Source organism: Methylobacterium aerolatum (assembly GCF_022179085.1).
Classification (GTDB): Bacteria; Pseudomonadota; Alphaproteobacteria; order Rhizobiales; family Beijerinckiaceae; genus Methylobacterium; species Methylobacterium aerolatum.
In genome coordinates this window covers 1-26,811 of sequence record NZ_BPQE01000006.1, presented here as the reverse complement: position 1 = coordinate 26,811, position 26,811 = coordinate 1, and the positions used below count along the sequence as shown (strand labels likewise).

The window sequence follows — 26,811 nt, the reverse complement described above, 5'->3', positions numbered from 1 at the left end:
TCGCGTTCGATGCATCCGCCAAGGTTGGATCACTCCTCCGGACGACGGTACCCCCAGGTCCATGAGACAAAATCTTGCCAGCCAGTTCGAATCGGAAGGGGCGGACAACACCGCCTACGACGAGGGCGCGACGGCGCACGTCTCGATGGCGCGCATCCTCGGCCTGTTCCGGCCATACCGGGGGCGGATCGCGCTCGTCCTGTTACTGATCGCCCTGGCGTCGGCCACCGGGCTCGCCGCCCCGTTCCTGCTCCGGGCGATCATCGACCATGCCCTGCCCAAGGGCGACCTGCCGTTATTGGCCGTGCTCTCCGGCAGCCTCGTCGGCCTCGCAGCCGTGGGGGCGGGTATCGGCGTGCTGCAGGTCCTCGTCACCGCGAAGGTCGGGCAGGCGATCATGCACGATCTCCGGGTGGCGGTGTACACCCACCTCCAGTCGCTCTCGCTGCGGTTCTTCACGGCCACCCGGGCCGGGGACGTCCAGTCCCGCATCGCCAACGACATCGGCGCCCTGCAGGCCCTGGTGACCCACACGGCCGGCGAGGCGACCCGGAACGCCAGCACCGTCGTCATGACCGCCGCGGCCATGGTGCTCCTGGAGTGGCGCCTCGCCCTGCTCTCGTTTCTTGTCCTGCCGCTGGCGACCTGGATCAGCGACCGGGTCGGCCGGACGCGCGAGGCCCTGACCTACGAGCAGCAGAAGCGGATCGCGCGGATGTCCTCGACGGTTCAGGAGTCCCTGTCCGTGTCCGGCATCGTCCTTGCCCGCACCATGGGGCGCACGTCGTACCTGACGCAACGCTTCGCCCGGGCATCGCGCGAGGTCGCGACGCTGGAGGTCCAGTCCCACACGGCGGGCCAGTGGCAGTGGTCGGTCATCGACTTGGTGCTCCAGGCCATGCCGGCCCTGACCCTGCTCCTCGGCGGCTGGATGATGGCGTCGGGCACCGCCATGACCATCGGCACGCTGGTGGCCATGATCGCCCTGCAGGAGCAACTCCTATTCCCGCTCGAAGAGGTGCTGCGCTCGGGCGTCGAGGTCAGGAAGACACGGGCCCTGTTCGCCCGCATTTTCGAGTACCTCGACAAGCCGGTCGAGATCACGGAACGGCGGGACGCCGTCACGCTCGACAAGGCCACGGTCACGGGCCACGTCAGGCTGGATCGCGTGGCCTTCTCCTACGACCAGGCCGGACCCGCCACCATCCGGGGCGTCACCGTCGATATCCCGCCGGGCTCGCACACCGCCATCGTCGGCGCCACCGGGTCGGGCAAGTCCACGCTCGGCTACCTGCTCGCCCGCCTTTACGACGTCGATGCCGGCGCCGTGCTCTACGACGGCGTCGACGTGCGCGACCTGAGCCTGCACTCGCTCACGGACATCCTCGGCGTCGTCACCCAGGATCCGTACCTGCTCCATGCCAGCGTCGCGGAGAACCTGCTCTTCGCCCGGCCTGACGCGACCGACGCGGACCTCCACGCGGCCGCCCGGACGGCGCAGTTGCACGACCTTCTCGCGGCTCTGCCAGACGGGTACGATACGGTGGTCGGCGAGCGGGGGCACCGCTTCTCCGGCGGCGAGAAGCAGCGTCTGTCCCTCGCCCGCACCATCCTGCGCGATCCGCGGGTGCTGCTGCTCGACGAGGCGACGAGCGCGCTCGACACCGCCACCGAGATGGCGATGACCCGTGCCCTCGACCGCCCCGGCAGGAACCGCACCACCATCACCATCGCGCACCGGCTCTCGACCGTGCGCCGGGCCGACCAGATCATCGTGCTCGACAAAGGGGTAGTGGTCGAGCACGGGACGCACGAGGCGTTGATGGGCAGCAGCGGCGCCTATGCCCGTCTCGTCCGCAAGGCGGCGTGATGACCCGGATCAAGCGGACCTGGCCTGTCGGGATGGGCGTTCGCTCATCGGCTGCCGGTTCGCCATCCCGGCTCGCTGCCATCACTTCTCGGAGGTCCCACCGTCTTGCGCGTCTTGGTCGTAGAGGATGACCCCCAGCTGGGCGCGTGGCTCAAGGCCACGCTCTCGGAGGCTCTCGGGCACGCCGACGTCGTCGACAACCTCGACGAGGCGCTGGCGGCCGTCAGCGTCCAGCCGTTCGATCTGGTCGTCCTAGACCGTAGGCTGCCCGACGGCGACGGTATCACGCTGATCGCGCGGCTGGCGCAACTCAGGCCACGGCCGGGGGTGCTGATGCTGACGGCGTTCGACGATCCCGTAGAGATCGCGCGGGCGCTCGACGCCGGGGCCGACGATTACGTGCCGAAGCCCTTCGAGCCGGTCGAACTCGTCGCCCGCGCCAGGGCCGTGATCCGTCGGCTCCAGGTCGACCGGAAGGGCGTGCTGAGGATCGGCAACCTGTCCTTCGACACGGCCGCAAGGTCGGTCAGCATCGAGGGGCATCCCGTCCCGGTCCCGCGCCGGGAGCTCGCGCTGCTCGAAGCTCTTATCCGCCGTGCCGGACAGGTCACCATGCGTGAAACCCTGGAAGCCGCGGCCTACGGCTTCGACGACGAGATCCAGTCCAACGCCATCGACGCCCACATCTCGCGCCTGCGGAAGCGATTGCGGGCCGCCGACTGTTCCGTGGCGATCAAGCCGCTCCGGGGCCTGGGCTACGTGCTGGAGGCCGGGTGATGCCGCGCCGGCAGCCTTCCATCGCCCGTCTCGCCGCGGTCCTGCTCAGCCTCGTCGTCGCCGCCACCATCCTGTGCACCTGGACCCTGGTCATCGCCCTGCAGGGCGATGACGGCCTCCTCGCCCAATACGACGCGGCGAGGGCGATCAAGGCGTCGCTCTCGCGCGACGCGGGCGGGGCGCCGGTCGTGTCGCCGACGAGTGAGCTCGAGGGGATCGAGCGGACCTTCCCCGACCTCTGGTACGTCGTGACGACGAAGGGAGGGACGACGCATCGCGGCGCTGTGCCGGCATCGGTCCGGGATGGCGACACGGCGGCACCCGATGCATCGGCCTTCTCGGACAGCGGCGATGCCATGCGCCTGACCAACGCGACAGTGGTGACGCGGCTCGGAGGGGAATTCGTACGGATTCGGGTCGGCGGCGCCGCCTACACCCCCGCGCAGGCCGCCCTGAGCAGCCTGCGCGACGTGAACTACACGGCGATCCCCATCCTCGCCGTGGTCGTCGCGACCATCCTGGTCGCGCTCATCACCGTTCCCGCCCTGATCGCCCGGCCCGTGCGCCGGGTCTCGCAATCGGCGGAGCGCATCGACGGCGGATCACACGGCGTTCGACTGCCGCTGGGAGAGGCGCCCCGGGAACTCGTCCCGATGGTGGCCGCCTTCAACCGCGCCCTGGAGCGCATCGAGGTGGCCTCGGCCGCGCAACGTCGGTTCCTGTCGAACGCGGCCCACGAGCTGCGAACCCCGCTGACCCGGGTCCGGACCGGCCTGGAGCGGGTGGACGACCCTCACCTGCGCAGGCTGCTCGTGGCCGACATCCAGTCCTTGTCGTCGACCGTCACGATGCTGCTCCAGATCGCGCGGCTGTCCTCGGACGGTCCGGAGATGCGCCGGTTCGACCTCGTGGCGGCGGTCCGCGCCACGACCGCGGAGCATGTTCCCTCCGCGCTCGCCGCCCACGTCGACATCGCCTTCTCCGGGGAAGGCGACGCCGTCTTCGTCACCGGTTCGGAAACCGCCGCCCGCATTGCCGTGGGCAACCTCCTGCGCAACGCCCTGCAGCACGCCCGTTCCGGAAAGTCCGTCCTGGTCGAGGTGCGTCCCCCCGGGACCGTTCTCGTGATCGACCACGGCGAAGGGGTCGGGGACGGCGCCCGGACGGAGATGCTCCAGCCGTTCGCGCGGGGGCAGGCGAGCGACGGCACGGGGCTCGGGCTCGCCCTGGTCGCGCAGGTGATGGCCATGCACGGGGGAAGCGTCGCGATGGACGAGACCCCCGGCGGCGGCCTGACGGTTTCCCTCACGTTCCCGGGCGCGGCGGCCTGACCATCGCCCTCGACCGACCCCGCCGGGCGTAATGTTGCGGCAACCTCGGCCGCTAGGATCGGCCCGACCTTCCCTCCCGGGAGCCGAGGTGACCCCATGCGCAACAAAGCCTTAATCCTCGCGGCCGCGCTCGCCGCGTCCTCAGCACGGGCGCAGCCGGCCTACGACGACGGCAACGAGTACGGGCCGCCCGAGTGCGACCGAGGCTATCGCCGCCGGTTCGTCATGTACGAGTACGAGCCCCCGTTCGAGCCGTTCGGCTTCCACGACGACCGGGACGATTGAGGTCCCAGGTCCCCCACCCGTTCCCAGGGCACGGGTCCACGAAGACAGGGGGCTGCCGTTGCCGACTGCCGCCCGGAGAACCGGGCGTCCGGGGCTTGGCCCGGCCCGACGAGATTTTCGAGATGCGGTTTCCGAGTTCGAGCGCCCGCTCGACCATGACATGCTGCCTCGCCGCGGTGCTGGGGTTGGAGGTGTCCATCGCCGCGGCGGCGGCCCCCGTGATCCCGGGGGTGCCGCAGACGCGCACCGACGACGGTCCGCTGGCCGCGCTTGAGCGATCCTGGTCGGAGGCCGTCGCGTCCCTCGGCGCCGCCCTGTTAGAAGCGCCGTCGTTCGGGCCGGTCCTCGTGTTCGCGAAGGCCCGTTGCCCGAGCGTGGACAACGGGGCGTCCCTGGATTGCGGGCTGGCCACCGACCGCATCTGCCGGGAAGCCGGTCGCACGACGGGCATGTCCTTCGACGTGACGACGGTGCGGACCTGCCGGGGCGGTATCGCCGCTCAGACGGGCGGGCCGTCCCTCTCCTGCAAGCCGTCCGCCTGGATAAGTCATGCCCTATGCTGGTGATGCGTCCGTGATGTCGCGCCCGATTCCACCCTCCCTGCGCGGGCGGGCCCGTCGCTCGCAACCGGTCGCGGTCGGCTTGGTCATCCTCGCCCTGGCCGGATGTGAACGGGGCGTCGACGGTAAGGCCGCGCAGGAAGCGGACGCGGGGCCGCCCACGGTCTCGACGGCCGTCGTCGAGGCGGCGACGGTGCCGCGTACCCTCGACCTGCCGGGGCGCCTGGCCTCGACGCGGGTCGCTGAGGTGCGGGCGCAGGTCGCCGGCATCGTCCGGGAGCGCGCCTTCGAGGAAGGCGGCCTCGTCAGCAAGGGCGACGTCCTGTTCCGCATCGACTCCGCCGTGTACCGGGCCGAGGTCGATGCCAAGTCCGCCGCGCTCGACCGGGCCGAGGCGGCGCGGGTGCAGGCGCTGAGGCAATCGGAGCGCACCGAGACGCTGCTGGAGCGCCAGGCGGCCAGCAATGCCCAGAACGACATCACGACGGCGGCCCTGCGGCAGGCCGAGGCGGATGTCGCGAGCGCGAAGGCGCAGCTCGCCCGAGCCCGGATCGACCTCGACTACGCGACGGTCCGCGCGCCCATCGCCGGCCGCATCGGCCGGGCCATGGTCACGGAGGGCGCCCTCGTGGGCCAGGGCGAGGCGACGAAGCTCGCCCTGATCCAGCAGGTCGACCCGATCTTCGCCGACTTCAACGCCCCCGCCGCCGAGTCGGTCAGCATCGCCGCAAGCGGGACCGAGGGGGCGGAGGTGCGCCTCGTCCTGCCGGACGGCTCGCTCCACGCCGACGCCGGGCGGCTCCTGTTCACCGACGTGAGCGTCGACCCCGGCACGGGACAGGTGTCCCTGCGGGCGAAGTTCCCCAACCCGAAGGTCGCGTTGCTGCCCGGCACCTACGTCCGCGTTCGCGTCGCGCAGGGGATCTTGCCGGGCGCGGTCGTCGTCCCGGCCCAGGCCATCCAGAGGAGCAGCGCCGGGGTCGCGCAGGTCTTCGTGGTCGGCGAGGACAGGACGGCCGCCCTGCGCCCAGTGCGGGCGGGGGCGCTGACCGATGCGGGTTGGATCGTCGAGGACGGGCTGAAGGCCGGGGAGACCGTGGTGGTCGAGGGTTTCCAGCGCATCCAACCCGGCATGGCGGTGAATCCGATGCCCTGGCACGGCGCCCGGACCGCCGCTGCCTCCGAGAAGCCCTGACCGCGCCGGGACCGACCGCCATGAGCCGCTTCTTCATCGCACGCCCGATCTTCGCCTGGGCGATCTCGATCTTCATCTCTCTGGTGGGGGCGATCTCCATCGCGTACCTGCCGGTCTCGCAGTACCCGGACGTCGCCCCCGTCACGATCCAGGTGACGGCGACCTACCCGGGCTCCCCGCCGGAGCGGCTCTACGACGGCGTCACCCGCATCATCGAGGAGGAACTGAACGGCATCCCGGGGCTGATGTACTTCGAGAGCACCAGCGACACCTCGGGCACGGCGCAGATCACGGCCTCCTTCGCGCCGGGCTCGGACCCGGCGAAGGCGACCGTGGCGGTCCAGAACCGGATCAAGCGCATCGAGGCGCGCCTGCCCCGGGCGGTGATCCAGCAGGGCGTGATCGTCGAGGAAGCCAGCACCAGCTTCCTCCAGTTCGTCACCGTTTCCTCGAAGGACGGCTCCCTCAGCGAGACCGACCTCGGCGACATCGCCGCCCGTCGCCTGCTCGGCGAGTTGCGGCGCGTTCCGGGCGTCGGCCGGGCGACGCTCTTCTCTTCCGAGAAGGCGCTGCGCATCTGGATCGACCCGGTCAAGCTCGTCGGGTTCGGGATGACGCCGGGCGACGTCACCGCCGCCGTGAGCGCACAGAACGCGCAGGTGGCCTCGGGGACCGTTGGCGCGCAGCCCGCGGCGGAAGGCCAACGCATCGCCGCCAACGTGCTGGTGAAGGGTCAGCTCTCCACCGTCGCCGAGTTCGGGGAGATCGTGCTCCGCGCCAATCCCGACGGTTCGCTGGTGCGCCTGCGCGATGTCGCCGAGATCGAGCTCGGCGGTCAGTCCTACGCGATGCAGACCCGCCTCGACGGGCGTCCCGCCGCCGGCATCGGCATCCAGTTGGCACCGGGCGGCAATGCGCTCGCCGCGGCCAACGGTGTCAAGGCGAAGCTCGCCCAGCTCCAGCGCACGCTGCCCGCCAACGTTCGAGTGACGATCCCCTACGACACCACCCCCTTCGTCGAAGTCTCGATCAAGAAGGTGCTGGTGACGCTCGCTGAGGCCATGGCGCTGGTCTTCGCGGTGATGTTCCTGTTCCTCCAGAACGTCCGCTACACCCTGATCCCCACCATCGTCGTGCCGGTGGCGCTGCTCGGGACTTGTGGGGCGCTCCTGCTCGCTGGCTTCTCGATCAACGTGCTGACGATGTTCGGCATGGTGCTGGCCATCGGCATCCTCGTCGACGACGCCATCGTCGTGGTCGAGAACGTCGAGCGCATCATGGGCGAGGAGGGTCTGCCGCCGCGGCAGGCGACGGCCAAGGCCATGGGCCAGATCACCGGCGCCATCGTCGGCATCACCTCGGTGCTGGTCGCCGTGTTCGTGCCGCTCGCCTTCTTCCCCGGCTCGGTCGGCGTGATCTACCGCCAGTTCGCGGTCAGCATGGCGACCTCGATCGCCTTCTCGGCCTTCCTGGCGCTGTCTCTGACGCCGGCCTTGTGCGCCACTTTGCTCAAGCCCGTCGAGGCCGGGCATGGCCACGCCAAGGGTGGGTTCTTCGGCTGGTTCAACCGCCGCTTCCGCGCCGGCACGCTGGCTTATCGCTCCGGCGTCGCGGGCCTGCTGCGCCGGCCGGTGCGGGCGCTCCTCGTCTACGGTCTGCTCGTCGCCGCCCTCGGGTGGGGCTACGTGCACATGCCGGGAAGCTTCCTGCCCATCGAGGACCAGGGCTACGTCATCGTCGACGCGCAGACTCCACCGGAATCGGCTACCGGGCGCACCCTCGACGTGGCCAAGAGGATCGAGGAGCACTTCGCGCGTGAGCCCGGCATCGACAGCCAGACCCTGCTGCTCGGGTTCGGCTTCTCCGGCCAGGGCCAGAACGCGGCCCTCAACTTTGTCGGGCTGAAGCCCTGGGGCGAGCGCGGGCCGCACGATAGCGCGGATGCCATCTCCGCCCGCGCCAACGCCGCCTTCGGCGGCCTGCCCGACGCCATCGCCATGTCGCTCTCGCCGCCGGCCATCGACTCGCTCGGCAATTCCAGCGGCTTCGCCTTTCGCCTGCAGGACAAGGGCCAGCAGGGCCAGGCGGCGCTGGCGGCCGCGCGCGACCAGCTCCTGAAGGCTGCGAGCCGGAGCCCGGTCCTGCGGGGCGTCTACGTCGAGGGCCTGCCGACCGCGCCGCAGATCGAGCTCGTCCTCGACCGGCAGAAGGCGAACGCGCTCGGCGTGACCTTCGCAGATATCAACGACGCCCTCTCGACGAGCCTGGGTTCGGCCTATGTCAACGACTTCCCGAACCAGTCGCGGATGCAGCGGGTGATCGTCCAGGCCGAGGCAGCCCGGCGGATGAAGGCCGAGGATCTGCTGCACCTGAATGTCCGTAACGCCAAGGGGCAGATGGTCCCGCTCCAGTCCTTCGCCCGGGTGCAATGGACGATGGGCCCGTCGCAGGTCGTGGGCTTCAACGGCTACCCGAGCATCAAGATCTCCGGCAGCGCGGCGCCCGGCTACGCCAGCGGCGACGCCATGGCGGAGATGGAGCGCCTGGCGGGGCAGTTGCCGGCAGGCTTCGACTTCGCCTGGACCGGGCAGTCGCTGCAGGAGAAGCTGTCGGGCAGCCAAGCGGTCTACTTGCTCGCGCTGTCGCTGTTCTGCGTCTTCCTGTGCCTAGCGGCGCTCTACGAGAGCTGGTCGATCCCGCTCGCCGTGCTGCTCGTGGTGCCAACCGGCGTGGTCGGCGCGGTCTTCGCGATGCTGCTGCGGGACATGCCGAACGACGTCTACTTCAAGGTCGGCCTGATCACGGTGATCGGGCTGACGGCGAAGAACGCCATCCTCATCATCGAGGTGGCGAAAGACCTCGTGGCGCAGGGCCGGTCCCTGCACGATGCGGCGCTGCAGGCGTGCGAACTGCGATTCCGCCCCATCGTCATGACGTCGTTCGCCTTTATCCTCGGCGTCGTACCGCTCGCCGTCGCGACCGGGGCCAGCATGAACAGCCAGAGGGCCATCGGGACGGGTGTGCTCGGCGGCATGGTGACGGCGACGGTGCTCGCGGTCTTCGTCACGCCGCTCTTTTACGTCCTTATCGCGCGGGTCTTCGGTTCTGCGGCAACCGGCCAGCCGGAGGTCGCTTCCGTCCGACACGGCATTCCAGTGCCCTGAAGGTCATCAACATCGCCAGGATAGCGGCGGAGCATAGGTCCGCTTACGGGAACCACTAAGAAGCGGTTGAACGACTGAGTGCGGTCGATAGGAGGCGGTCCGGTTTTGCGGCGGCCCCTCTCCGAAGCGGACCGGCAGCTTTCGGCCAGATCCAGTCCCGCATGATTGTCTTTTGAATGACCGGGGTGGGTGGTTTCCCGCCCGTCAGCTCTCGGTCAGCGGATGGCCACAAGCAGACATCGCCATAAGGACCGTTCAAACCCCCGCCGGACTTTCGAGCAGCTTATCCTAAGGTGTCGGTGATGGGAACACAGCATCCAGAAAAGCTAGGAAAGCATCCACGCTCGGGCTGCCGCGTCGGCTTTCCGGCCAAAGTGCTGTGAACACGGAACGCTCGGTGGCGAAGTTCTAGAGCACTGGCACCAATGCGCCCCGCTCAACGTCGGACGCGGCGACACCTTCATCAAAATGAGACCGATCCAACGTGGTTTTGCCTATTCTTCCCTAATCAATTAGCCGACTCAAATAATCCTACTGTTGCGTCAAAGTAACATACATATAGACAAATACATTGTGACTGGATTATGACGAAGAGTATATCTTAAAAAATCGTTAAAGGTTCCGCCGCCGGGGACTAGCCGGATGGGGACAGTCATGGACTTCAAGCAGAGTGTTTCACTTGCTGCGCTCACCCTTGCTGCCTTTGGCACGCAAGCTGCGCAAGCGCAGACGGTCAATACCACGCCGTCGAACGTGAACGTTCTCAACCTGCTGAGCCCTTTCTTAGGGCTGAACGCGACGCAGGTGGGCCAGCAGACCCTTCAGCTCAACCTTTCGCAGGCCGTTGCCCAGAACCAGAGCGCCTCGCTGGCGGATCAGCAGAAGGCGATTAGCGACAAGGCCCTGCCCGGCAGCGCGGCCTTTACCACCACGATCACGCTCGCCAATGGGACGCGGATCAATCTCGGCCCGGCGGACAACCTCGCGGGCGGGCTCCCGGCGCAAGCGCCACAGAGCGCAGGCGGCCTGAGCCCGCTCCAGCCGGTGGGCGGCCTCGGTCCACAGCTCGGTGCGATCTACCAGACCGGTATCCGCGCGAGTAACGCCAATGCAGGCCCTTTGACGGCGACGTTCAACCTTCTGAACCAAGCCTATAGCGTGTTTAGCTCCGATCTCGGCGTCGCAAAAAATTACTTCGCCAATGGCGCCGCCACGAACCCGAGCACGACGCCCGCCGGCTATGTCCCGATCCCGGCGGTGGCGCCCGCCGGTTACACCCTGCCGACCGGCCCTTACACGATCCCTGCCGGTTCGCCGGCCGGCGCGGCCGGTTCCACAGGTATGCTGCCCAACCGGTTCGATAGCGTGCTCGACCTCGCCTACGGTGTGCGCAACACGCAACCCGGCCAGGACGTCTATGGTTCGTCGCGGCCGATCCAGGTGGCGCAGAGCCAGTACAACGTATTCGATCCGACAGCGCTGAACGGTATCGCCACCAACCCGTCCTTCCCGAGCGGGCACACGCAATACGCCTATACGGACGGCTACCTGCTGGCGATGCTGGTGCCGCAGCAGTATCAGAACATGCTGCTGCGGGCGTCCGACTACGGCAACAGCCGCATCGTGCTTGGCGTGCATTACCCGCTCGACATCATCGCATCGCGCGCCTTCTCGGCTTACGACCTCGCGCAAGCGTTCACGAATCCCGCCTACATCAACAACGCGACGACGACCGGCACGGCGATCAACATGCCGCGTCTTTTCACGGCGGCGCAGGGTGAGTTGCAGACCTACCTCTCGGCTCAATGCGGTAACACCGTCGCCGCCTGCGCCACCGGCACGGCGAACACGACAAACAACCCCTACCTCCCCTCCAACGCCAATCAGGCGCTCTATCAATCGCGCCTCACCTACGGCCTGCCGATTCTAACCTTCGCGCAGGCGCCTCGCGAACAGGCGCCGGTCGGCGGGCCCGATGCCTCGATCCTTCTCGCTCCGCTCTACGGCGGCAGCACCAGCGCGGCGAAGTCCATCGCGCCGAACGGCGGCCTCTACGGCCAACTCTCCACGAGGACGATCAACCAGATCATCGTGAACACCGAGGGCAACGCGCTCGCCGCCTTCTACGGCACCGCGCTGAGCTACTGGGCGCGCCTCGATCTCTACTCGGCGGCAGGGTACTTCGGGAACGTCACCGGCACGTTGGCGATGGATCCGACCGACCGGCTCACCACCGGCGCCAGCATCGGCAACGGCGGCGCCCTTTACGCCAACGGCACGATCGGCGGCACAGTCATCGTCAACGGAGGCGGTCTCCTCGGCGGCACCGGCACGGTGGGCGGGCTCGCCGCGCTATCCGGCGGCACGGTGGCGCCAGGCAATTCCATTGGCACACTGACCGTGGCCGGCAACGCCTCCTTCGCGGCGGGCTCGGTCTATCAGGTCGAGGCCAACGCGGCGGGTCAGTCGGACCGGCTCGCGATCTCCGGCACCGCGACACTGGCCGGCGGCACGGTGCAGGTGCTGGCGCAGAACGGCACCTACAACCCGCGCACCCAGTATACGATCCTCAACGCCACCGGCGGAGTCACCGGCCAGTTCGCCGGCGTCACCTCCAACTTCGCCTTCCTCACCCCGACCCTGCGCTATCAGCCGACCGAGGTCGACCTGACGCTCACCCGCAACGACGTGGCCTTCGCCTCCGTCGCCACGACCCGCAACGGCGCCTCCGTCGCCAACGCGATCCAGTCGGGCGGGCCGAGTAGCGCCATCTACGGCGCCACCGTTGGTCTGACCACGCCGGAGGCGCAGGGCGCCTTCCGCGTCCTGGCCGGCGACATCCATGGCTCGACGGTCTCCTCGTCCTACGGGACGGCGTTCTTCGTTCGCGAGGCGATCCTCGACCGGCTGCGCTGGGGCACCACCCCCGGCGCGGCGGACGGCCTGAGCTTCGGCACCTTACCCGCCGCTTACACCGCCGACTTGCCCGGTCGCCGGCCGCCGGTGGCGAGTGTGCCGATGCAGACCCTCGACCCCACCGTGGTTGGAATCTGGGGCCAGGGCTTCGGCGCCTTCGGTAGCGCCAGCAGCGGCGGCAACGCGTTCGGGCTCGACCGGACGCTTGCCGGCTTCGCGGCGGGCCTCGACGTGCGCCTGCCGAGCGGCATAAAGCTCGGCGTGGTCGGCGGCTACACCGAGAACACCCTCGACACGACAGGCCGGTTCGAGTCGGCTCGTGTGACGAGCGGGTTCGGCGGCATCTACGGCGGCTACGAGCTGGGGCCGGTGTCCCTGCGCCTGGGCGCAGTCTACGCGGACGAGTCGTTGCACACCCGCCGCACGGTGATCTTCCCCGGCGTGGCCGATACCCCCACCGGCCGCTACGGCGGCTACACGGTGCAGGGCTTCGGTGAGATCGGGTACAAGATCTTCGTTGGCCAGCCCGCCCGGGTGGCGCTGGTCTCGAAGGGTGCGGCGGTACAGCCGGTGCAGCCAAGCGCGACCTACATCGAGCCCTTCGTAGGCGGCGCGTATGTCGGCATCCACCGGGACGGCTTCGCCGAGACCGGCGGCGTCGCGGCCCTGCGCGGGTTTGCCCGCGGCTACGATCTCGGCGCCCTGACGGTGGGCATGCGCGGCCAGACGGCCTTCGACTTCGGCACCGGCTTGCCGCTCTCAGCCCACGCACTGGTCGGATACCGCCGAGCCTTCGGCGATGTGGTGCCGAAGGCGCTCCTGTCCTTCGGGACCGGCCCGGCGTTCCTGTCGGCCGGTGTGCCGATCGACCGAGACGCTGTGGTGGCGGAGGTCGGTCTCGACCTGCGGGTCACCCCGAACGCGACCTTCGGCGTGGCCTATACGGGCCAGACCGGCTCCAGAGCACAAGACCAGGCGGTGAAGGGAAACTTCACGTATCGGTTCTGATCCGGCCTACATCGATCTTCTGCTGATGGGGCCGCCACCCGCCGGGCGGCCCCATCAGCAGTCGGCCAGCGGTCCATCTCGTCGCCGTGATGCATGAGCGGCCAGTTGCGTGCGATCAGAGTCTTGGTGGCGTTGTGGACAGTGAGGTTTTTGAAGATAGCGAGCTTCTCGCGAGGGCCGAATAGAGCAGATCCGGTAGCGTCCGAGGTGGGTGGAATTTGGCCTGCCCGCCTTCCAATCCAAAGGCTCGGAAAACGGACACGCATTGTTTCGGTGTCGAGTAAAATTCCGCTTTGCTCGATGGCTAGCGCATCGATCCAGTCGGAGGCGTCAGCCGAGACTGGAAAAATTGATGCAAGAACAATGAGCGCGTGCAGACACGCATGAACGACGTGAGTGCGTCACTGCACTAGGCCGCCCGGACTGTGGACAGGAAGCGCGCGACTTCCCCTCCCAGATGTTCCGACTGGCGCGAGAGCTCGGAGGCCGCCGACAGGACCTGTCCGGCCGCGATCCCCGTCTCCTCCGATGCATGCGCCACACCGGCGATATTGCCTGTTACCTCGTTCGTGCCGGTCGATGCCTGCGCGACGTTGCGCACGATCTCCTGGGTCGCCGCACCCTGCTGCTCGACAGCCGCCGCGATCGCGGTTGCAATGCTATTGATCTCCCGGATGCGGCCCATAATCCCGCCGATCGCCGTCACCGCCTGCCCGGTTGAGGCCTGGATCTGCGCGATCTGGCCCGAAATCTCGTGCGTCGCCTTGGCAGTTTGCTCGGCCAGCGCCTTGACCTCGGATGCGACCACCGCGAAGCCCTTGCCGGCCGCACCGGCCCGGGCCGCCTCGATGGTGGCATTGAGCGCCAGCAGATTTGTCTGCCCGGCGATGTTCGCGATCAGCCCGACGACGTCGCCGATACGCATGACCGCGGTGTTGAGTTCCTGCACGCGAATGCCTGTCTGATCGGCCTCGCTCACCGCGAGATGCGCAAGGCTAGCCGACCCCTGCACCTGCCGGCCGATCTCTTGCACGGAAGAGCCGAGTTCCTCGGCCGCAGCCGCGACCGTGTTGACATTGGTCGATGCCTCCTCAGCAGCGACGGCCACGGCAGCGGACTGCGCGGCGGTCTCCTGGGCGGTGGCGGTCATCTGCTGCGCGGTGGCCTGGAGCTCCGTGGCTGACGAGGAGACCATGCCGACGATCCCGCCGACCGTGCGCTCGAAGCCGTCGGCCAGTTCCACCATGGTGCGCTTGCGCTCGGCCGCGGCTGCCTCGTCGGCGATGCGCTTGATCTCGGTCTGCTCGGCCGCCTTCTGCGCGACCATGGCCTTGATGCCCTCGACCGCCTTGCCGACGGCACCGATCTCGTCGCCGCGGGCAGCCTCGCGGATCTCGGCATTAACGTCGCCGCGGGCCATCCGCTGAAGCACACCGACGAGGCTGCCGAGCGGGCGGGCGACTTGCACGACAATCACGTAGACGCCGTAGGCGATGCTGAGTGCGGCGAGAGCGAGCGCAGCCAGAAGCGCAAGGCGCGACCAGCCGGAAATCGTCTCGGAACGACGGTATTCCGCCTCGGCCTCTCGAACCTGCAACGCGGTCAGCTTGCTGAGAGTCGCGTTGGTGTCCTTCATGCTCTTCAGGAGGTCCGCATGCGTGGCCTCGAAATCCGAGGCAGCACCGGCGGCGATGCGCTTGAGAATCTCGGCGGCGGCCGCGTCGTTTTGATCGATGCGCCCCTGCAGCTCCTTGGCGAGCACTTCCTCTTCCGGAGTCAGGTAGGTCGCCAAATAAGCAGACCACTCGATGTGGAGCTTAGACAAATCGCGCTCGATCTTGTCTTTAGCCTGGACCGGCTCGATTTGCTTGCTGCCGAGCATGCGCGAGACGTCGATCAAGTTATCATAGGCATCGCGGATGACGCTAAATTGTCGAAGACAGACAACCCTGTCATCGAACATCGTCTTGATGCTCGAATGGCTCCAATGAAGGGCGAAATTCCCTAACGCTGCGGTTGCAACAAGAAGCAATCCCAAAATACCAAGCAAGACGACAAGCCGTAGTTTGACCGTCACTTTCATTGAAGGAATACCTCTAGCAATTTTGTTTTAAAATGATGATTCTTCATGCCGAAGTGGCCCTCAGCACATGGGTCGAAATTTATGATAATGATCTTTAAGATCTGATATAGAGATTGCATATTTTGACGAATTTTGCGAAAAAAATCTCTATTTTGTGATCTCGGATTCGAGTTTCCGCGGTTTTTCAATCTATAGGCGAATTGAAAAACTGAGTTCAACTTAAAGTCTGTTGCGCCGTGTGCGGCGCGTGATTTTGGCATGCCATCAGAGCGACCGCTTAGAAGAACCTGCGCTTACGGTCCCCGTCGACCGATTTAGGTCGATAGGAGGCCGTCCGCCTCGGGTGAGACATCAAACTCGGCAGTGTGCGTGATCAAGGGTTGGGCTCCCTCGCCAGCGTGCTGCGCCTCATCGAAGGCAGCGTCAGCGATGTCCAAAACCGTTGACGCTCATGAGACTCCGGCTAGAGTTGCGGAGCCCATAACCCCAGCGAACTCGGTCCGCAGGAAGAGATGCAACGCACGCTCCGTAGTTACGAACTCTCGTGTCTGCGGAACCTACGAACCAGTCTCCAGCCCCGCGGCAATTTCGGAAGAGAAAAATCGAGACCAGACGGCGAGAACGGCGTCTGATCTGGCCTGGTCGCTGAAAAGTGGTCCTCCCTGCGATATGGCTTTGAGCCATGTGGCGGATCTCATCATGGGACGGAAGAAGCGTACGGCCGAAGAGATTGTCGCCAAGCTGCGCCAAGTTGACGTTCCGGTCTCGCAGGGTCGGAAGGTTGCTGAAGCAATCCGATCCATTGAGTGGCCGAGGTCACGTACGACCGGTGGCGTCCTGAGTACGGTGGCTTGAAGGATGATCAGGTCATGCGACTATCGTCGCGCCTCGAACCGATTGCTTTCCCGTCGATCGCCCCGGCGTCGGGGTGATCACTCTGCTTCTGACGTCGAAGGCCGGAACGGCGATCTGTTCAGGCCTGCCGGTTTTTCGGCCAGCAGTCTTCACGGTGTGGCGGGGTTCAGTGGCTGCCGCCGCTTTGCGCGATAGCCCGGCCAAGGCTTAGAAGAAGCAGATCGACCGCCACGCAGACCTCGGGTGGCGCGGCATCCGCGAGCGACCGCTTGAGGGCGATGACGGTATCGGCCGCCCGATCGAGAGGGTCCTCCGGCATCAATGCGCTGCTGAGGACGTAGCGCTCGCCAGTTCCCTGCATCTCGGTGATATCGATGATGATGCCCCGTGAGCGGATGGGGTGCCCGAGCGAGTTTTGGTAGATGCGTCCACGGCTCAGCAGCCAGCGCACGGTGCCGTCGTTTGCGAGAACGCGATACTCGGCCAGCATCAAACCACCGCGCCGCAGGGCCTGCTGTACATGCTCGATCAGCCATTCATGATCGGCCGGATGCACGGCGGAAATGGATTCGACGCCGAAGATCTCCCTATCGGCGTGGGAGGCATCGCCGGTCAGCAACTGTGCCGCCCCTGCGTCGTAGACCATCCCTCCCTTGACGATATCCCAGTCCCATGTGCCAACCACGCAGGATGCGTCGAGGGCTGCGCGCAAGCGGTCCAGCGGTCCGCTGAAGCCATTGATCGCGTTGACTGACTGATCCAGTCGTTGCCCCACCGGTCGCTCCCTCAAGCTCACTTGATTTAATGTCACTCAAAAAGTCGCTACTGTCATCATCAGCAACAAACAGAAGCGCCACAGCAGCGCTGCTTCGGTCGGCGACCGGGGGGATAAAACTTGGCAGATAGACCCTCCGTGCCTGACGATGTGAGCCATCCCATGGAGGCGCGCCGGAACGCATCGCTCGCGCGCATTGCCGACGCGTTGGGACTTCCGGTGTCGCACTTCGACCCGGCCGCCGACGGTAAGGCGCAGGTGGACGGGACCAGCAAGATCAGGGATGACGCGTTGCTCTCCCTCGTCCGATCCTATCTGCAAACCGTCACTCCCGCCGCCCGACGCGACTTCGTCGAGTCGGTGAAGGCGCTTGCCGACGACCTGCCATCGTGAGGAGGACCGGTTCGCCGGGCCCGGCGGAGCGATCGGCGGCAAGTCGGGAGCCCCTCGCTGCGCGAAAGCGGGCATCGGGCGAGCGATCTCCGTGGTGTTCGAACCGTCCTTTCGGCCGCTCGACAGGTCGGCGTCCGGCCCCATGTCCCTAGCCAGCAACGATGGGGTTGCGCGCGCCTCGGCACCGGCCAGCCGCAGAACGGTTCGCGCCGTCGATCGAGACGTCCGTTCGGCTCCGCGTCGAGGCATGCCGTCCATGCAGCCGGCTGCGGACGGCACATCGATCAGCGCACGGAGATGCCCATGCCCGAGGTCGAGGCGACACCTTACTGGCTCGACGGCAACTTCGCCCCCGTCCAAGAGGAGATCACGAGCGTCACGCTGGAGGTCGAGGGCGCGATCCCGCCCGAGTTCTCCGGCGTCTACGCCCGCAACGGCGCCAACCCGCGCGATGGGCATTCCGGTCACTGGTTCCTCGGCGACGGCATGATCCACGGTGTCGCGCTCCGCGATGGCCGGGCCGACTGGTACCGGAACCGCTGGGTGCGCACCCCGCGTTTCGAGGGCCGCGCCTCCGGCAATCCGCTCGACCTGCGCGGCAGCGTGGCGAACACCAGCGTCGTGGCCCATGCCGGGCGCACCTTCGCGCTCGTCGAGAACGCCCTGCCGATGCGCATCGGTCCCGAACTCGAGACGCTGGGCTACGAGGATTTCGGCGGGCGCCTGACGACGCCGTTCACCGCCCACCCGAAGATCTGCCCCGAGACGGGTGAACTGCACTTCTTCGGCTACAGTCCGCGGCCGCCGTTCCTGACCTACCACGTCGCCGATGCCGCGGGCGCGCTGGTGCGCAGCGTGGCCCTGCCGCTGCCTGCACCGGTGATGATGCACGACTTCGCTCTCACGCGCGGACACGTCGTGTTCATGGACCTGCCGGTCGTCTTCGACCTGGGCATGGCGCTGCGCGGCACGATGCCCTTCGCCTGGAGCGACACGCACGCGCCCCGCCTCGGCGTGCTGCCGCGGGGCGCGGGAGCCGAGGCCCTGCGCTGGGTCGCGGTCGAGCCGGGCTACGTCTTCCATGTCGGCAACGCCTACGAGGAGGCGGACGGGACGCTGGTGCTGGACGTGGCGTGGTACCCCGAACTGTGGCGGGGCGGCCCCTCCGCGTCGCACTTCGAGCAAGCGCGGCTGCGGCGCTGGCGTATCGGCCCCGGCGCGGACCGCGCGCGGGAGTCGGACTTGGATGACCGCGCGATCGAGTTCCCGCGCATCGACGAGCGGCGCACGGGGCTGGCGCACGGCGCGCTCTACGCCGTGCAGACGGGGGCCGGGCCGAGCGGGGATGCGTCCGCCGACGGGGCGCTGGTGCGCTACGACCTCGTGCGCGGCCGGGACGCGACGCATGTCTTCGCCCGCGGCATCCCGAGCGAGTTCGCCCACGTGCCCGGCGCCTCGGGCGAGGGCTGGCTGATGGGCTTCGTCTACGACCGGGTTCGCGGGGCGAGCGACCTCGTGATCCTCGCGGCGTCGGACGTGGCGGCCGCGCCCGTGGCACGGGTGCATCTGCCGCGGCGGGTGCCGCAGGGCTTCCACGGCACCTGGATCCCTGACGCCTGAGAGCGGGCACTCCGCCGGCCCGGCCGGCCACCTCTCCAGTCCGACGGGCACAGCCGGGGGAGAGGGAGCTTGCTCCGAGCGGCGACGCCCGGCGGTTCGCCCCTTGCCTCCGGTGAGGCGTTCGCCGGTGCGCTTCGCCAGAGCGAGCCGGGCCTGAGGATCGCGCGCGAGACCCCCCAGGACTCAGCCGAGCTTACCGGTCGCGGCCTCCAGCAGGCCCATCGCCTCGTCGCCGAACTTCTTGCGCCACTCCTGATAGAAGCCGCTCTTGCGCAGCTCCTCCTTGAATGGCGCCGGATCGACATCGTTGAAGATCAGGCCCTGGCTCGTCAGGTCCTCGCGCAACCCGGCATTCAGACGCTCCACCTCCTTGCGCTCGTTCAAGCAGGCCGCATTGACGTTCTTGGCGAAGATCTCCTGCAAATCCGCCGGTATCCGCGCCCAGGCGCGGCGATTGATCAGGAACCACCATCCATCCCACATGTGGTTCGTCATCGAGCAGTATTTTTGTACCTCGAAGATCTTCGCGGCCTTAATGGTGACGAGCGGGTTTTCCTGCGCATCCACCACCTTCGTCTGCAACGCCGAATAGACTTCCGAGAAATTCAGGCTGGCCGGTGCGGCCCCGAGCGACCGGAACAGGGACGTCCACAGGGCGCTGATGGGAACGCGGATCTTCAGGCCCTGCAAGTCTTTCGGCTCGGTGATCGGCCGTACGCTGGTGGTGACTTGACGAAAGCCGTTGTCCCAAATCCTCTCCAGGACGGCGAAACCGCCGGCCTCGATCTGGGAGCGCAGATGCTTGCCCAATGCGCCGTCCATGGCGCGCCAGACCGCAGGATAATCCGAGAAGGCGAAGCCGAGGCCGTAGATCGACGCGGTGGGGATGATCGTGGAGAGCACGTTCACACCCGAGAGGGCGAAGCATTCGAGCGCCCCGGAGCGCAGCTGCGAGAGCATGTCGCTCTGCCCGCCGAGCTGGTTGTTCGCGAAGATCCGAAGCTCGACGCGCCCGTTCGTCTGTTCCCTGATCGCATCCGCGGCCTTCTGTGCGTGAACGTTGAGCGGATGGGTAACGGGCACGTCGGTGCCGAGCTTGAAGACGAATTCCGCCGCGCGGGCGTATTTCAGCGGAGAGACGGCACCGATCAGGCCGGCACCGACCGTGCCGGCCACGAGGGCGCGGCGCGAGAGGGGAGCACGCGACATGGGGTTTCCTCCAGAGGCTTCTTCGGGTGGCCGCGGCGCCGTTCTCCGGCGCTCTGTTGACCGTTGGTGAGCGGATGGACGGAGGGGGTGGCGGGCACCTCCGTCGCGGTGGACATGCACACGCCCCCGGTCTCGAGATCGTCACGGACCGCCGCCCGCCCGCTCTCCCGGCCGAGCCCGGGGAATCTCATGCCGTCCCTCCTCCCGGGCCCGCAGTCGCAGGCGATGAAAGCCTCGTGCATCGATCCAGACGGAGGCGTCAGCCGAGTCTGGGAAAATCGATGCAAATGAAAGGTCTGGTGCTCGGGCGCGTGAACGGAGCGACTGCGTCGGAGCACTAGAATTCGATGATCGGCTTGATCTCTTCGAAGTTCTTCATCCGGTTCAGTGCCGTATCGACATCCTCGAGCTTGTAGCGATTGGAGACCATGCGCGCGAAAGGCACCTCGTGCTGATGCTTCGCGACGAATTCGAGGGCCTTCCAATACGCCTTGGCCTGGCCGGAGAACGATCCGAGCACACGGAGATTCTTGCTGACGAGGGTCGAGGGCTTGATCGTCGTCGTGCCCTGGCCGAGCTGTCCGACGACGACGTAGCTCGCGCCCCGACGGGCGAGATCGAGCCCCTCGCCGAAGGCGCCCGGATGCCCGGTGAACTCCATCACCACGTCCGCGCCGCGCCCGTCCGTGAGGGCGCGGACGTGATCGAGGCGTTCCTCGTGCGTCGTCCGTTCGATCGAGAGCACCTCGTCGGCGCCGAACTCCCGGGCGAGGGCGAGCCGTGGATCGGGGGCGCCGAGGGTGACGACCCGGCGCGCGCCCGAGATTTTGGCGACGGCGGTGGCCAGCAGCCCGAGGGGCCCCGCTCCCTGCACCACCACGGTGTCGGTCGGATCGATGCGCCCGAGCACGTCGAAGGCATTCATCACCGAACGGAAGGCACAGCTTGCCATGCTGGCCAGTTCGTTCGGCACGGAGTCGGGCACTTTCACCCGCCCGGAATCCGGCAGCACGTAGCCGTATTCGGAGAACCCGCCGAGGAGATAGGGTGCGACGTCCATCCGCTCGTACATGTACTTGCGGCTGTACTGGCAGAGGGTCGGCTCCCGCGCGACCGTGCAGAAGTAGCATCGCCCGCAGGCCGTATGGGTCCAGGTGATGCGGTCGCCGACGCGCAGCGATTGGCCGACGGAGTCGCGATCCGTCCCGGACCCCATGGCGACGATACGCCCGACCATTTCATGCCCGATGATGACGGGCAGATCGACCTTGAGCGCGAGCGAGCCCTGCCACAGGTGAACATCGGTGCCGCAGATCGAGCACGTCTCGATCCGGGTCAGGATGGTGCCGGGCTCCAGCTCCTTCGGGATCGGCACCTCCTCGATGCAGACCGGAGCCTTGAACGCGCGCACCACGGCGGCGCGGCTGCTGCTGGGAAGACGCATCATGGGTCGACTCCTCGACCGGTCGGGTGTGCCATATCGGTGGCCCTGGCGAGCACCCGGTGCGCGAGCTTCAGGTGCGCGATGTCGATCATCTTGCCGTCGAGGGTCGCGACCCCGGCGCCGTTCCCCTCCAGGAGCCGGACCACCGTCCTCGCCCAGTCGATGCGCTCGGGCGACGGCGTGAAGGCGGCGCGCACCGCATCGAGCTGAGCGGGATGGATGCAGAGCTTGCCCGAAAAGCCATCCGCGGCGCTGGCCGCCGCCTCGGCCGCGAGGCCCGCCGGATCGCGGGGATCGGGAAACGGCGTGTCGAGCGCGGCCACCCCGGCGGCGGTCGCCGCGATCAGCACCCGGGTGCGCGCCGCCGCGAGCGGGGTCGCGAACGTCCCCTCTCGGCGCGGCTCGATGCCGAAATCGGCCGACAGGTCCTCCGCGCCGAAGCACAGGGCGCGCAGGCGCGGGGATACGCCCGCATAGGCCATGCTGCCGAGGGACGCGGCGGTCTCGGTGGCGAGCAGGAGCACGGCAACGCGACCGGCCGGAACCCCGCCGACGGCTTCGAGAACGTCGATCTGTTCCGACAATGCCAGCAGGTCCGCCGGCCCGGAGCATTTCGGCAGCAGGATCGCGGCCGGCCGCGCGGGGACGATGGCCGCGAGGTCGTCGAGGTACCACGGGGTGCCCCGCGGGTTGATCCGAACCACGAGTCGATCGGGATGAAGGCGCAGGGTCGCCGTGGCCGCCTCGCGCGCGGCCGCCTTGCCCGCGGGCGCAACGCTGTCCTCAAGGTCGAGGATGACGCCGTCGGCGCCGGACAGAATCGCCTTCTCGACCTTTCGAGGGGCATCGGCCGGTGCGAAGAGAAGGGTGCGCATCCTCACGGCACGCTCTCCCGCGCGCATTCGGCGTCGATCTCCGCCTCGTCCTGTCCCAGCGTCGGCGCGGGGCGCCGGATCCGTCCGGGCGTGCGCGACAGGCGCGGGAACGGGGCGTGCATCGGGATCGCACCGTGGTCCGGATCCTCGACCTCCACGAGCACGCCACGCCCGCGCACGTGCGGATCGAGGGCGAAGCCCGCCGGATCGTAGACCGGACCGACCGTCACCTCCGCTCTCTCGAAATACGCCAGGTTCTCGGCGAGATCGCGCTCGGCGATGAAGCCGCCCACGATCGCGTCCACCTCGTCGACGTTGTCGAGGCGGGCGGAGTTCGTGGCGAAGCGGGGATCGTGGATCATGTCGCCCCGGCCGATGGCGTCGAACAGGCGTGCCGCCATGTCCTGGGTCGAGGCCGACAACGCGACCCACTCGCCGTCGCGGGTCCGGTAGACGTTGCGGGGCGCCGTGATGCTCACGCGGTTGCCGATGCGGGACGGCGAGCGGCCCGTCAGCCGATGAATGGCGGCGTCAGGGCCCAGCGTGGCGTGCAGCGGCTCGAGCAGCGACAGGTCGACGACCTGACCGAGGCCCTCCGGCCGCTCCGCGACCCGCAGCGCCGCCAGCGTGGCGAAGGCGCCCGACAGGCCCGCCACCATGTCGGCGAGGGCGAGGTTCGGCAGGGCCGGCGGCTTGTCGGCGAAGCCGTTCTTTGCAGCGAAGCCGCTCATGGCCTCGATCAGCGAGCCGAAGCCCGGGCGCTGAGCATAGGGGCCCGTCTGCCCGAAGCCGCTGATGCGCACCATGACGAGCTTGGGGTTAAGGCCGAGCAACACGTCGGGCGCGAAGCCCGCCGCCTCCATCACGCCGGGCCGGAAGCCTTCGATGAGGACCTGGGCCGTCGGCACCAGCCGCCGCAAGGTCGCCTTGCCCTCGGCGCTCTTCAGATCGAGCCGGATCGAGCGCTTGTTGCGGCTGTAGACCTTCCACCAGGCGGGGATCCCGCTCTCCTGCCAGTGGCGGAGGGGATCGCCCCGGTCCGGCTCCAGCTTGATGACCTCGGCACCGAAATCGGCCAGCTGGAGGCTGAGCATGTTTCCGGCGACGAGGCGGGAGAGATCGAGGACGCGGATCCCGGCGAGCGGACCGACCGCCTCCATCGAAGACGTCGTGCTCATGAAAAGCGCCCCGCAGCTCCGGCGCCGATCCGCGGACGTAACGCGTGAGCCATTCCCCCCTCCCGGAAAGTCTTGTTCGTCGGCTGGAGCGTTTTCGGAGAAACCCGGATCATAGGCCGGCCCCGACTTTCGCGAGTGTCAGCGAAGCAATCCAGGGCTGCGGGACATCCCCGAACGTGGCGGATCCCTGGAAGGCTTCGCTTCGCTCGCAAAGACGGTCGAACAGGCGAACCGGATCGAACCGAAACCGCTTTGGACCATCCTGGCCGAGTCAGCTCACGAGAACGAGAAGGATTTCACGAGGCCGCTATCGAGAATTCTTATGGGTCGATGAGCGCCGCCCCTCCCCAGGCACCGCTCTGCACCAGCCGGCGCATCTCGGAAATCGTGAGATCGGCGACGAGGGACGTCGGCCCGACGAAGGGTTGGTTGGCCGCCGAGCACAGGGCGAGCGTGCGGGAGATCGCCGGTTCCACGATGCGGGCCGCGTCCGGCCGCTGCGCGTCGTCGAACCCCGACAAGGACGAGATGGGCAGGATGGTGGCTGCCAGGCCGGACGCGGCGACCTTCCGCATCGTGGGCAGGCTATCGACATCCGCTATCACGGTGAGGGCACGGCCCTCCTGCGCGAACGCGGCCTCGACCATCGTTCGGAGTGTATGGGTCGGACTCGGGAGCACCAGCGGAATGGTCGAGACGTCCTCCATCCGGATCGTGGTGCCCGACAACGATCCCCTCTTCGCCACCAGATAGAGATCTTCGTTGAGGACGGGGCGTGCGATCAGCCCCTGGCTGGATTTGTCTTTGTAGAGTATCGCCAGCTCCAGCCGGTGACGAACGACAAGCTCATGCAGATATCCAGATAAACTCTCAAATAACTCCGGTCGAATTCCCGGGTATTCATTCAAGATGGAACTCAAAAGCGGAAACGACAGGACCGTGGCGACGCTCGTCGGCAATCCGATCGCGACACGGCCGATGATGTGAGTGGGGCCGGTGATGTCGGCAACGGCGCTTTCCACTTGCCGAAGGATGGCGCGGGCGTGACGGTAGAAGCGATCGCCGGCTTCGGTCGGATGAACGCCTCGCGTGGTTCTGCTGAGCAGTTCGCCACCCAGCCCGCCTTCGAGTTGGGCGATCTGCTGACTGAGGGCGGGCTGGGCGACATTCAGGTGAGAGGCCGCACGGGACAGGCTGCCCCAGTCGACGGCGGCGACGAAGAAGCGAATTTGCTTCAACGTCGGAGTATACCCGCCTGCTTTGTGACGATGCATGTCGTGTTCTCATACAGGAAAGCGGGGACGCAAGACCCGCTGCCGCGGTGTCGACCTCGCAATGTCACGGGTGTGGACGAAGCTCTATCGCGTATGCTCCGTGCAATCCTTGGAGCGCGTGGCAACGCCCGGCCGGAAACGGGCTGCTATTGAACGGTCGAACCGGGTTGGCCGCCACTCAGCTCGCTGCGCAGCCACGCGACAACGCTGCGCAGATCGGCCCGGGTCCGCAGGTGGTCCGCGATCCACAGTTGGAGACTGTGCGGTCCCATCGCGAAGCCGAGGGGAGCCACCAGATGGCCGGCCCGAATCTCGTCGGCCACGAGCAGGCGCGGGGCCAGGGCGAAGCCCAGGCCGCAGGCGGCCGCCTGGATCACGAGGTAGAAATGGCCGAAGACCTCGTGCGGCGTGATCCCTAAGGTCCGCCGCCCGACCGCATCCGTCCACTCGGACCAGCCCCCCAGGCGCGTCGCGCAGCCGAGGATCCGTGCCCTGGCGAGATCGTCGATCGTCGCGATCCCGTGGCGGGCCGCATAGTCCGGGTGGCAGACCGGTCCGATCTCTTCCCGGATCACGGTCTCGGCCACCGCGTTCGGCGGCGGGTGGTACATGCTGTTGCGGATCGCGACGCTGATCTCGTCGCGAATGAAGTCGACGTTGCCGTAGCTGATGTTGAGCCGCAGATCGATAGCCGGGTTCGCTCGCTTGAACCCTTCGAGCCGGGGGATCAGCCAACGCATCATCACCGTGGCCGAACAGGACAGGGTGAGGGGGCCGGGCTGCAACTGCGAGACGGCCAGATGCATCCGCGCGAAGGCCTCCCCAAGCTCGTCGGCCAGCCGCGCCCCTTCGCGGGTCGGCGCGACCGCGCGGGGACCGCGCTCCAGAAGGGGCAGGCCGAACTGAGCCTCCAGCCCGCGCACATGCCGGCTGATCGCCCCGTGGGTCACGCCGAGCTCGGTCGCCGCCGCGCTCATGCTGCCGAGGCGGGCCGTCGCCTCGAAGGCGCGCAAGGCGTTCAGCGGCAGTCGCGGATGAGACACGGCGCTTCCCCTCGCAGGACTGTCCCCGGCGACGGGCCACTGCGGGGCTCCGCGGCGTCCCTGTGAGTTTTCTTCACGGTTCCCTGCGTCGAACTCAAGTTCCAGTCCCGACAATCCGCGCATAGTGTCTGCATAATAATGCTATCGCGGATCGCTCCGACGACTGCGCCGCCCGGAATACCGGGGCGCGGGACACGCAGGGTGGGGACATGGGCCAGCGCCTCCAGAACAAGATCGCCATCGTCTTCGGCGCCGGTTCGGTCGGGCCGGGCTGGGGGAACGGCAAGGCCGCAGCGACCCTGTTCGCCCGCGAGGGCGCCACCGTCGTCTGCGTCGACGTGAACGAGGCGGCGGCGCGCGAGACGGCGACGATCATCGGCGGCGAGGGCAATCGGGCTGAGGCCGCGGCCTGCGACGTCACCCGCTCCGGCGACATCGAGGCCTTGGTGGAGCAGGTAATCGCCGAGCACGGCCGCATCGACATCCTGCACAATAATGTGGGCTACGCGACGATGGGCGGGCCCATCGAGATGGACGAGGAGGGCTGGAACCGGACCTTCGACCTCAACGTCAAAGGCTGTTTCCTCACCTGCAAGCACGTGCTGCCGCACATGCTGTCCCGCCGCTCGGGGGCGATCGTGAACCTGTCCTCGATCGCGGCGGTCCGGTTCATGGGCTACCCCTATCCCGCCTACCACGCGGCGAAGGCGGCCGTGAACAGCTTCACCATGGGGCTCGCCCTCCAATACGCGAAGGAGGGCATCCGCGTGAACGCGATCATGCCGGGGCTGATGAACACCCCCCTGATCCACCAGCAGATCTCCGAGCAGTACGCCGACGCCGACGAGATGGTCCGGGCGCGCGACGCCGCCTGCCCCACGGGCAAGATGGGCACCGCCTGGGACATCGCGAAAGCCGCCCTGTTCCTCGTCGGAGACGAGGAACAGGGCGGCTTT

At 67.6% G+C, this 26,811-nt stretch carries 19 protein-coding genes and 1 pseudogene; 12 read left to right on the top strand and 8 right to left on the bottom strand.

Annotated elements, in window-relative coordinates:
• The first annotated feature begins 61 nt into the window (after positions 1-61).
• The 8 genes from MFF06_RS04695 (at position 62) to MFF06_RS04660 (ending at position 13,106) form a co-directional block, all read left to right on the top strand.
• Complete coding sequence (locus MFF06_RS04695) at positions 62-1,870, top strand: ABC transporter ATP-binding protein (RefSeq protein WP_238201859.1); 1,809 nt, start codon at positions 62-64, stop codon at positions 1,868-1,870.
• Positions 1,871-1,975: 105 nt separating this feature from the next.
• Positions 1,976-2,647 (top strand): response regulator transcription factor, encoded by a 672-nt coding sequence (locus MFF06_RS04690; RefSeq protein WP_238201858.1) that lies wholly within the window; start codon positions 1,976-1,978, stop codon positions 2,645-2,647.
• Positions 2,647-3,978: a sensor histidine kinase gene (locus MFF06_RS04685; RefSeq protein ID WP_238201857.1), complete on the top strand. Its 1,332-nt coding sequence runs from the start codon at positions 2,647-2,649 to the stop codon at positions 3,976-3,978. The genes MFF06_RS04690 and MFF06_RS04685 overlap by 1 nt, the downstream gene beginning before the upstream one ends.
• 96 nt (positions 3,979-4,074) lie before the next feature.
• Positions 4,075-4,263: a hypothetical protein gene (locus tag MFF06_RS04680; protein WP_238201856.1), complete on the top strand. Its 189-nt coding sequence runs from the start codon at positions 4,075-4,077 to the stop codon at positions 4,261-4,263.
• Between the two features lie 122 nt (positions 4,264-4,385).
• Positions 4,386-4,829 (top strand): hypothetical protein, encoded by a 444-nt coding sequence (locus MFF06_RS04675; protein ID WP_238201855.1) that lies wholly within the window; start codon positions 4,386-4,388, stop codon positions 4,827-4,829.
• Positions 4,830-4,839: 10 nt separating this feature from the next.
• Entirely contained in the window at positions 4,840-6,018 is a 1,179-nt protein-coding gene (locus tag MFF06_RS04670; RefSeq protein ID WP_238201854.1) for an efflux RND transporter periplasmic adaptor subunit, read from the top strand.
• Positions 6,019-6,038: 20 nt separating this feature from the next.
• Positions 6,039-9,182: a multidrug efflux RND transporter permease subunit gene (locus MFF06_RS04665; protein ID WP_238201853.1), complete on the top strand. Its 3,144-nt coding sequence runs from the start codon at positions 6,039-6,041 to the stop codon at positions 9,180-9,182.
• Positions 9,183-9,935: 753 nt separating this feature from the next.
• The gene (locus MFF06_RS04660) at positions 9,936-13,106 is read left to right on the top strand and encodes an autotransporter family protein (protein WP_238201852.1); all 3,171 of its coding nucleotides are present in this window, start codon (positions 9,936-9,938) and stop codon (positions 13,104-13,106) included.
• Between the two features lie 409 nt (positions 13,107-13,515).
• On the opposite strand, the gene MFF06_RS04655 is transcribed toward MFF06_RS04660, so the two are convergent.
• Positions 13,516-15,189 carry a methyl-accepting chemotaxis protein gene (locus MFF06_RS04655; protein WP_238201851.1) on the bottom strand — a complete coding sequence of 558 codons (1,674 nt, stop codon included), beginning with the start codon at positions 15,187-15,189 and terminating at the stop codon, positions 13,516-13,518.
• A 699-nt stretch (positions 15,190-15,888) separates the two neighbouring features.
• Between MFF06_RS04655 and MFF06_RS04650 the strand changes: the two are divergent.
• Positions 15,889-16,067 (top strand): annotated as a pseudogene (locus tag MFF06_RS04650) (IS3 family transposase); the annotation flags it as partial.
• A 143-nt stretch (positions 16,068-16,210) separates the two neighbouring features.
• Here the strand turns inward: MFF06_RS04650 and MFF06_RS04645 are convergent.
• Positions 16,211-16,819 (bottom strand): PAS domain-containing protein, encoded by a 609-nt coding sequence (locus MFF06_RS04645; protein WP_238201850.1) that lies wholly within the window; start codon positions 16,817-16,819, stop codon positions 16,211-16,213.
• Between the two features lie 138 nt (positions 16,820-16,957).
• Here MFF06_RS04645 and MFF06_RS04640 point away from each other — a divergent pair, with 138 nt between their 5' ends.
• Complete coding sequence (locus tag MFF06_RS04640) at positions 16,958-17,212, top strand: hypothetical protein (RefSeq protein ID WP_238201849.1); 255 nt, start codon at positions 16,958-16,960, stop codon at positions 17,210-17,212.
• 303 nt (positions 17,213-17,515) lie between these two features.
• Positions 17,516-18,832, top strand: coding sequence for a carotenoid oxygenase family protein (locus MFF06_RS04635; RefSeq protein ID WP_238201848.1), 1,317 nt, complete (start codon positions 17,516-17,518; stop codon positions 18,830-18,832).
• A 183-nt stretch (positions 18,833-19,015) separates the two neighbouring features.
• Here MFF06_RS04635 and MFF06_RS04630 read toward each other — a convergent pair whose 3' ends face one another.
• From MFF06_RS04630 to MFF06_RS04605, 6 genes are all read right to left on the bottom strand, one after another.
• Complete coding sequence (locus MFF06_RS04630; protein WP_238201909.1) at positions 19,016-20,041, bottom strand: TRAP transporter substrate-binding protein; 1,026 nt, start codon at positions 20,039-20,041, stop codon at positions 19,016-19,018.
• Between the two features lie 337 nt (positions 20,042-20,378).
• Positions 20,379-21,488, bottom strand: coding sequence for a zinc-binding dehydrogenase (locus MFF06_RS04625; RefSeq protein WP_238201847.1), 1,110 nt, complete (start codon positions 21,486-21,488; stop codon positions 20,379-20,381).
• Positions 21,485-22,360 carry an HpcH/HpaI aldolase/citrate lyase family protein gene (locus MFF06_RS04620; RefSeq protein WP_238201846.1) on the bottom strand — a complete coding sequence of 292 codons (876 nt, stop codon included), beginning with the start codon at positions 22,358-22,360 and terminating at the stop codon, positions 21,485-21,487. Before MFF06_RS04620 ends, MFF06_RS04625 begins: the two co-directional genes overlap by 4 nt.
• Before the next feature lie 2 nt (positions 22,361-22,362).
• The gene (locus MFF06_RS04615; RefSeq protein WP_238201845.1) at positions 22,363-23,538 is read right to left on the bottom strand and encodes a CaiB/BaiF CoA transferase family protein; all 1,176 of its coding nucleotides are present in this window, start codon (positions 23,536-23,538) and stop codon (positions 22,363-22,365) included.
• Between the two features lie 320 nt (positions 23,539-23,858).
• Positions 23,859-24,812 carry a LysR substrate-binding domain-containing protein gene (locus MFF06_RS04610; protein WP_238201844.1) on the bottom strand — a complete coding sequence of 318 codons (954 nt, stop codon included), beginning with the start codon at positions 24,810-24,812 and terminating at the stop codon, positions 23,859-23,861.
• A gap of 146 nt (positions 24,813-24,958) precedes the next feature.
• Positions 24,959-25,855 carry a LysR substrate-binding domain-containing protein gene (locus tag MFF06_RS04605; RefSeq protein ID WP_238201843.1) on the bottom strand — a complete coding sequence of 299 codons (897 nt, stop codon included), beginning with the start codon at positions 25,853-25,855 and terminating at the stop codon, positions 24,959-24,961.
• A gap of 209 nt (positions 25,856-26,064) precedes the next feature.
• On the opposite strand from MFF06_RS04605, the gene MFF06_RS04600 reads away from it, so the two are divergent.
• The coding region (locus tag MFF06_RS04600) for an SDR family NAD(P)-dependent oxidoreductase (protein WP_238201842.1) at positions 26,065-26,811 on the top strand (747 nt) is incomplete at its 3' end.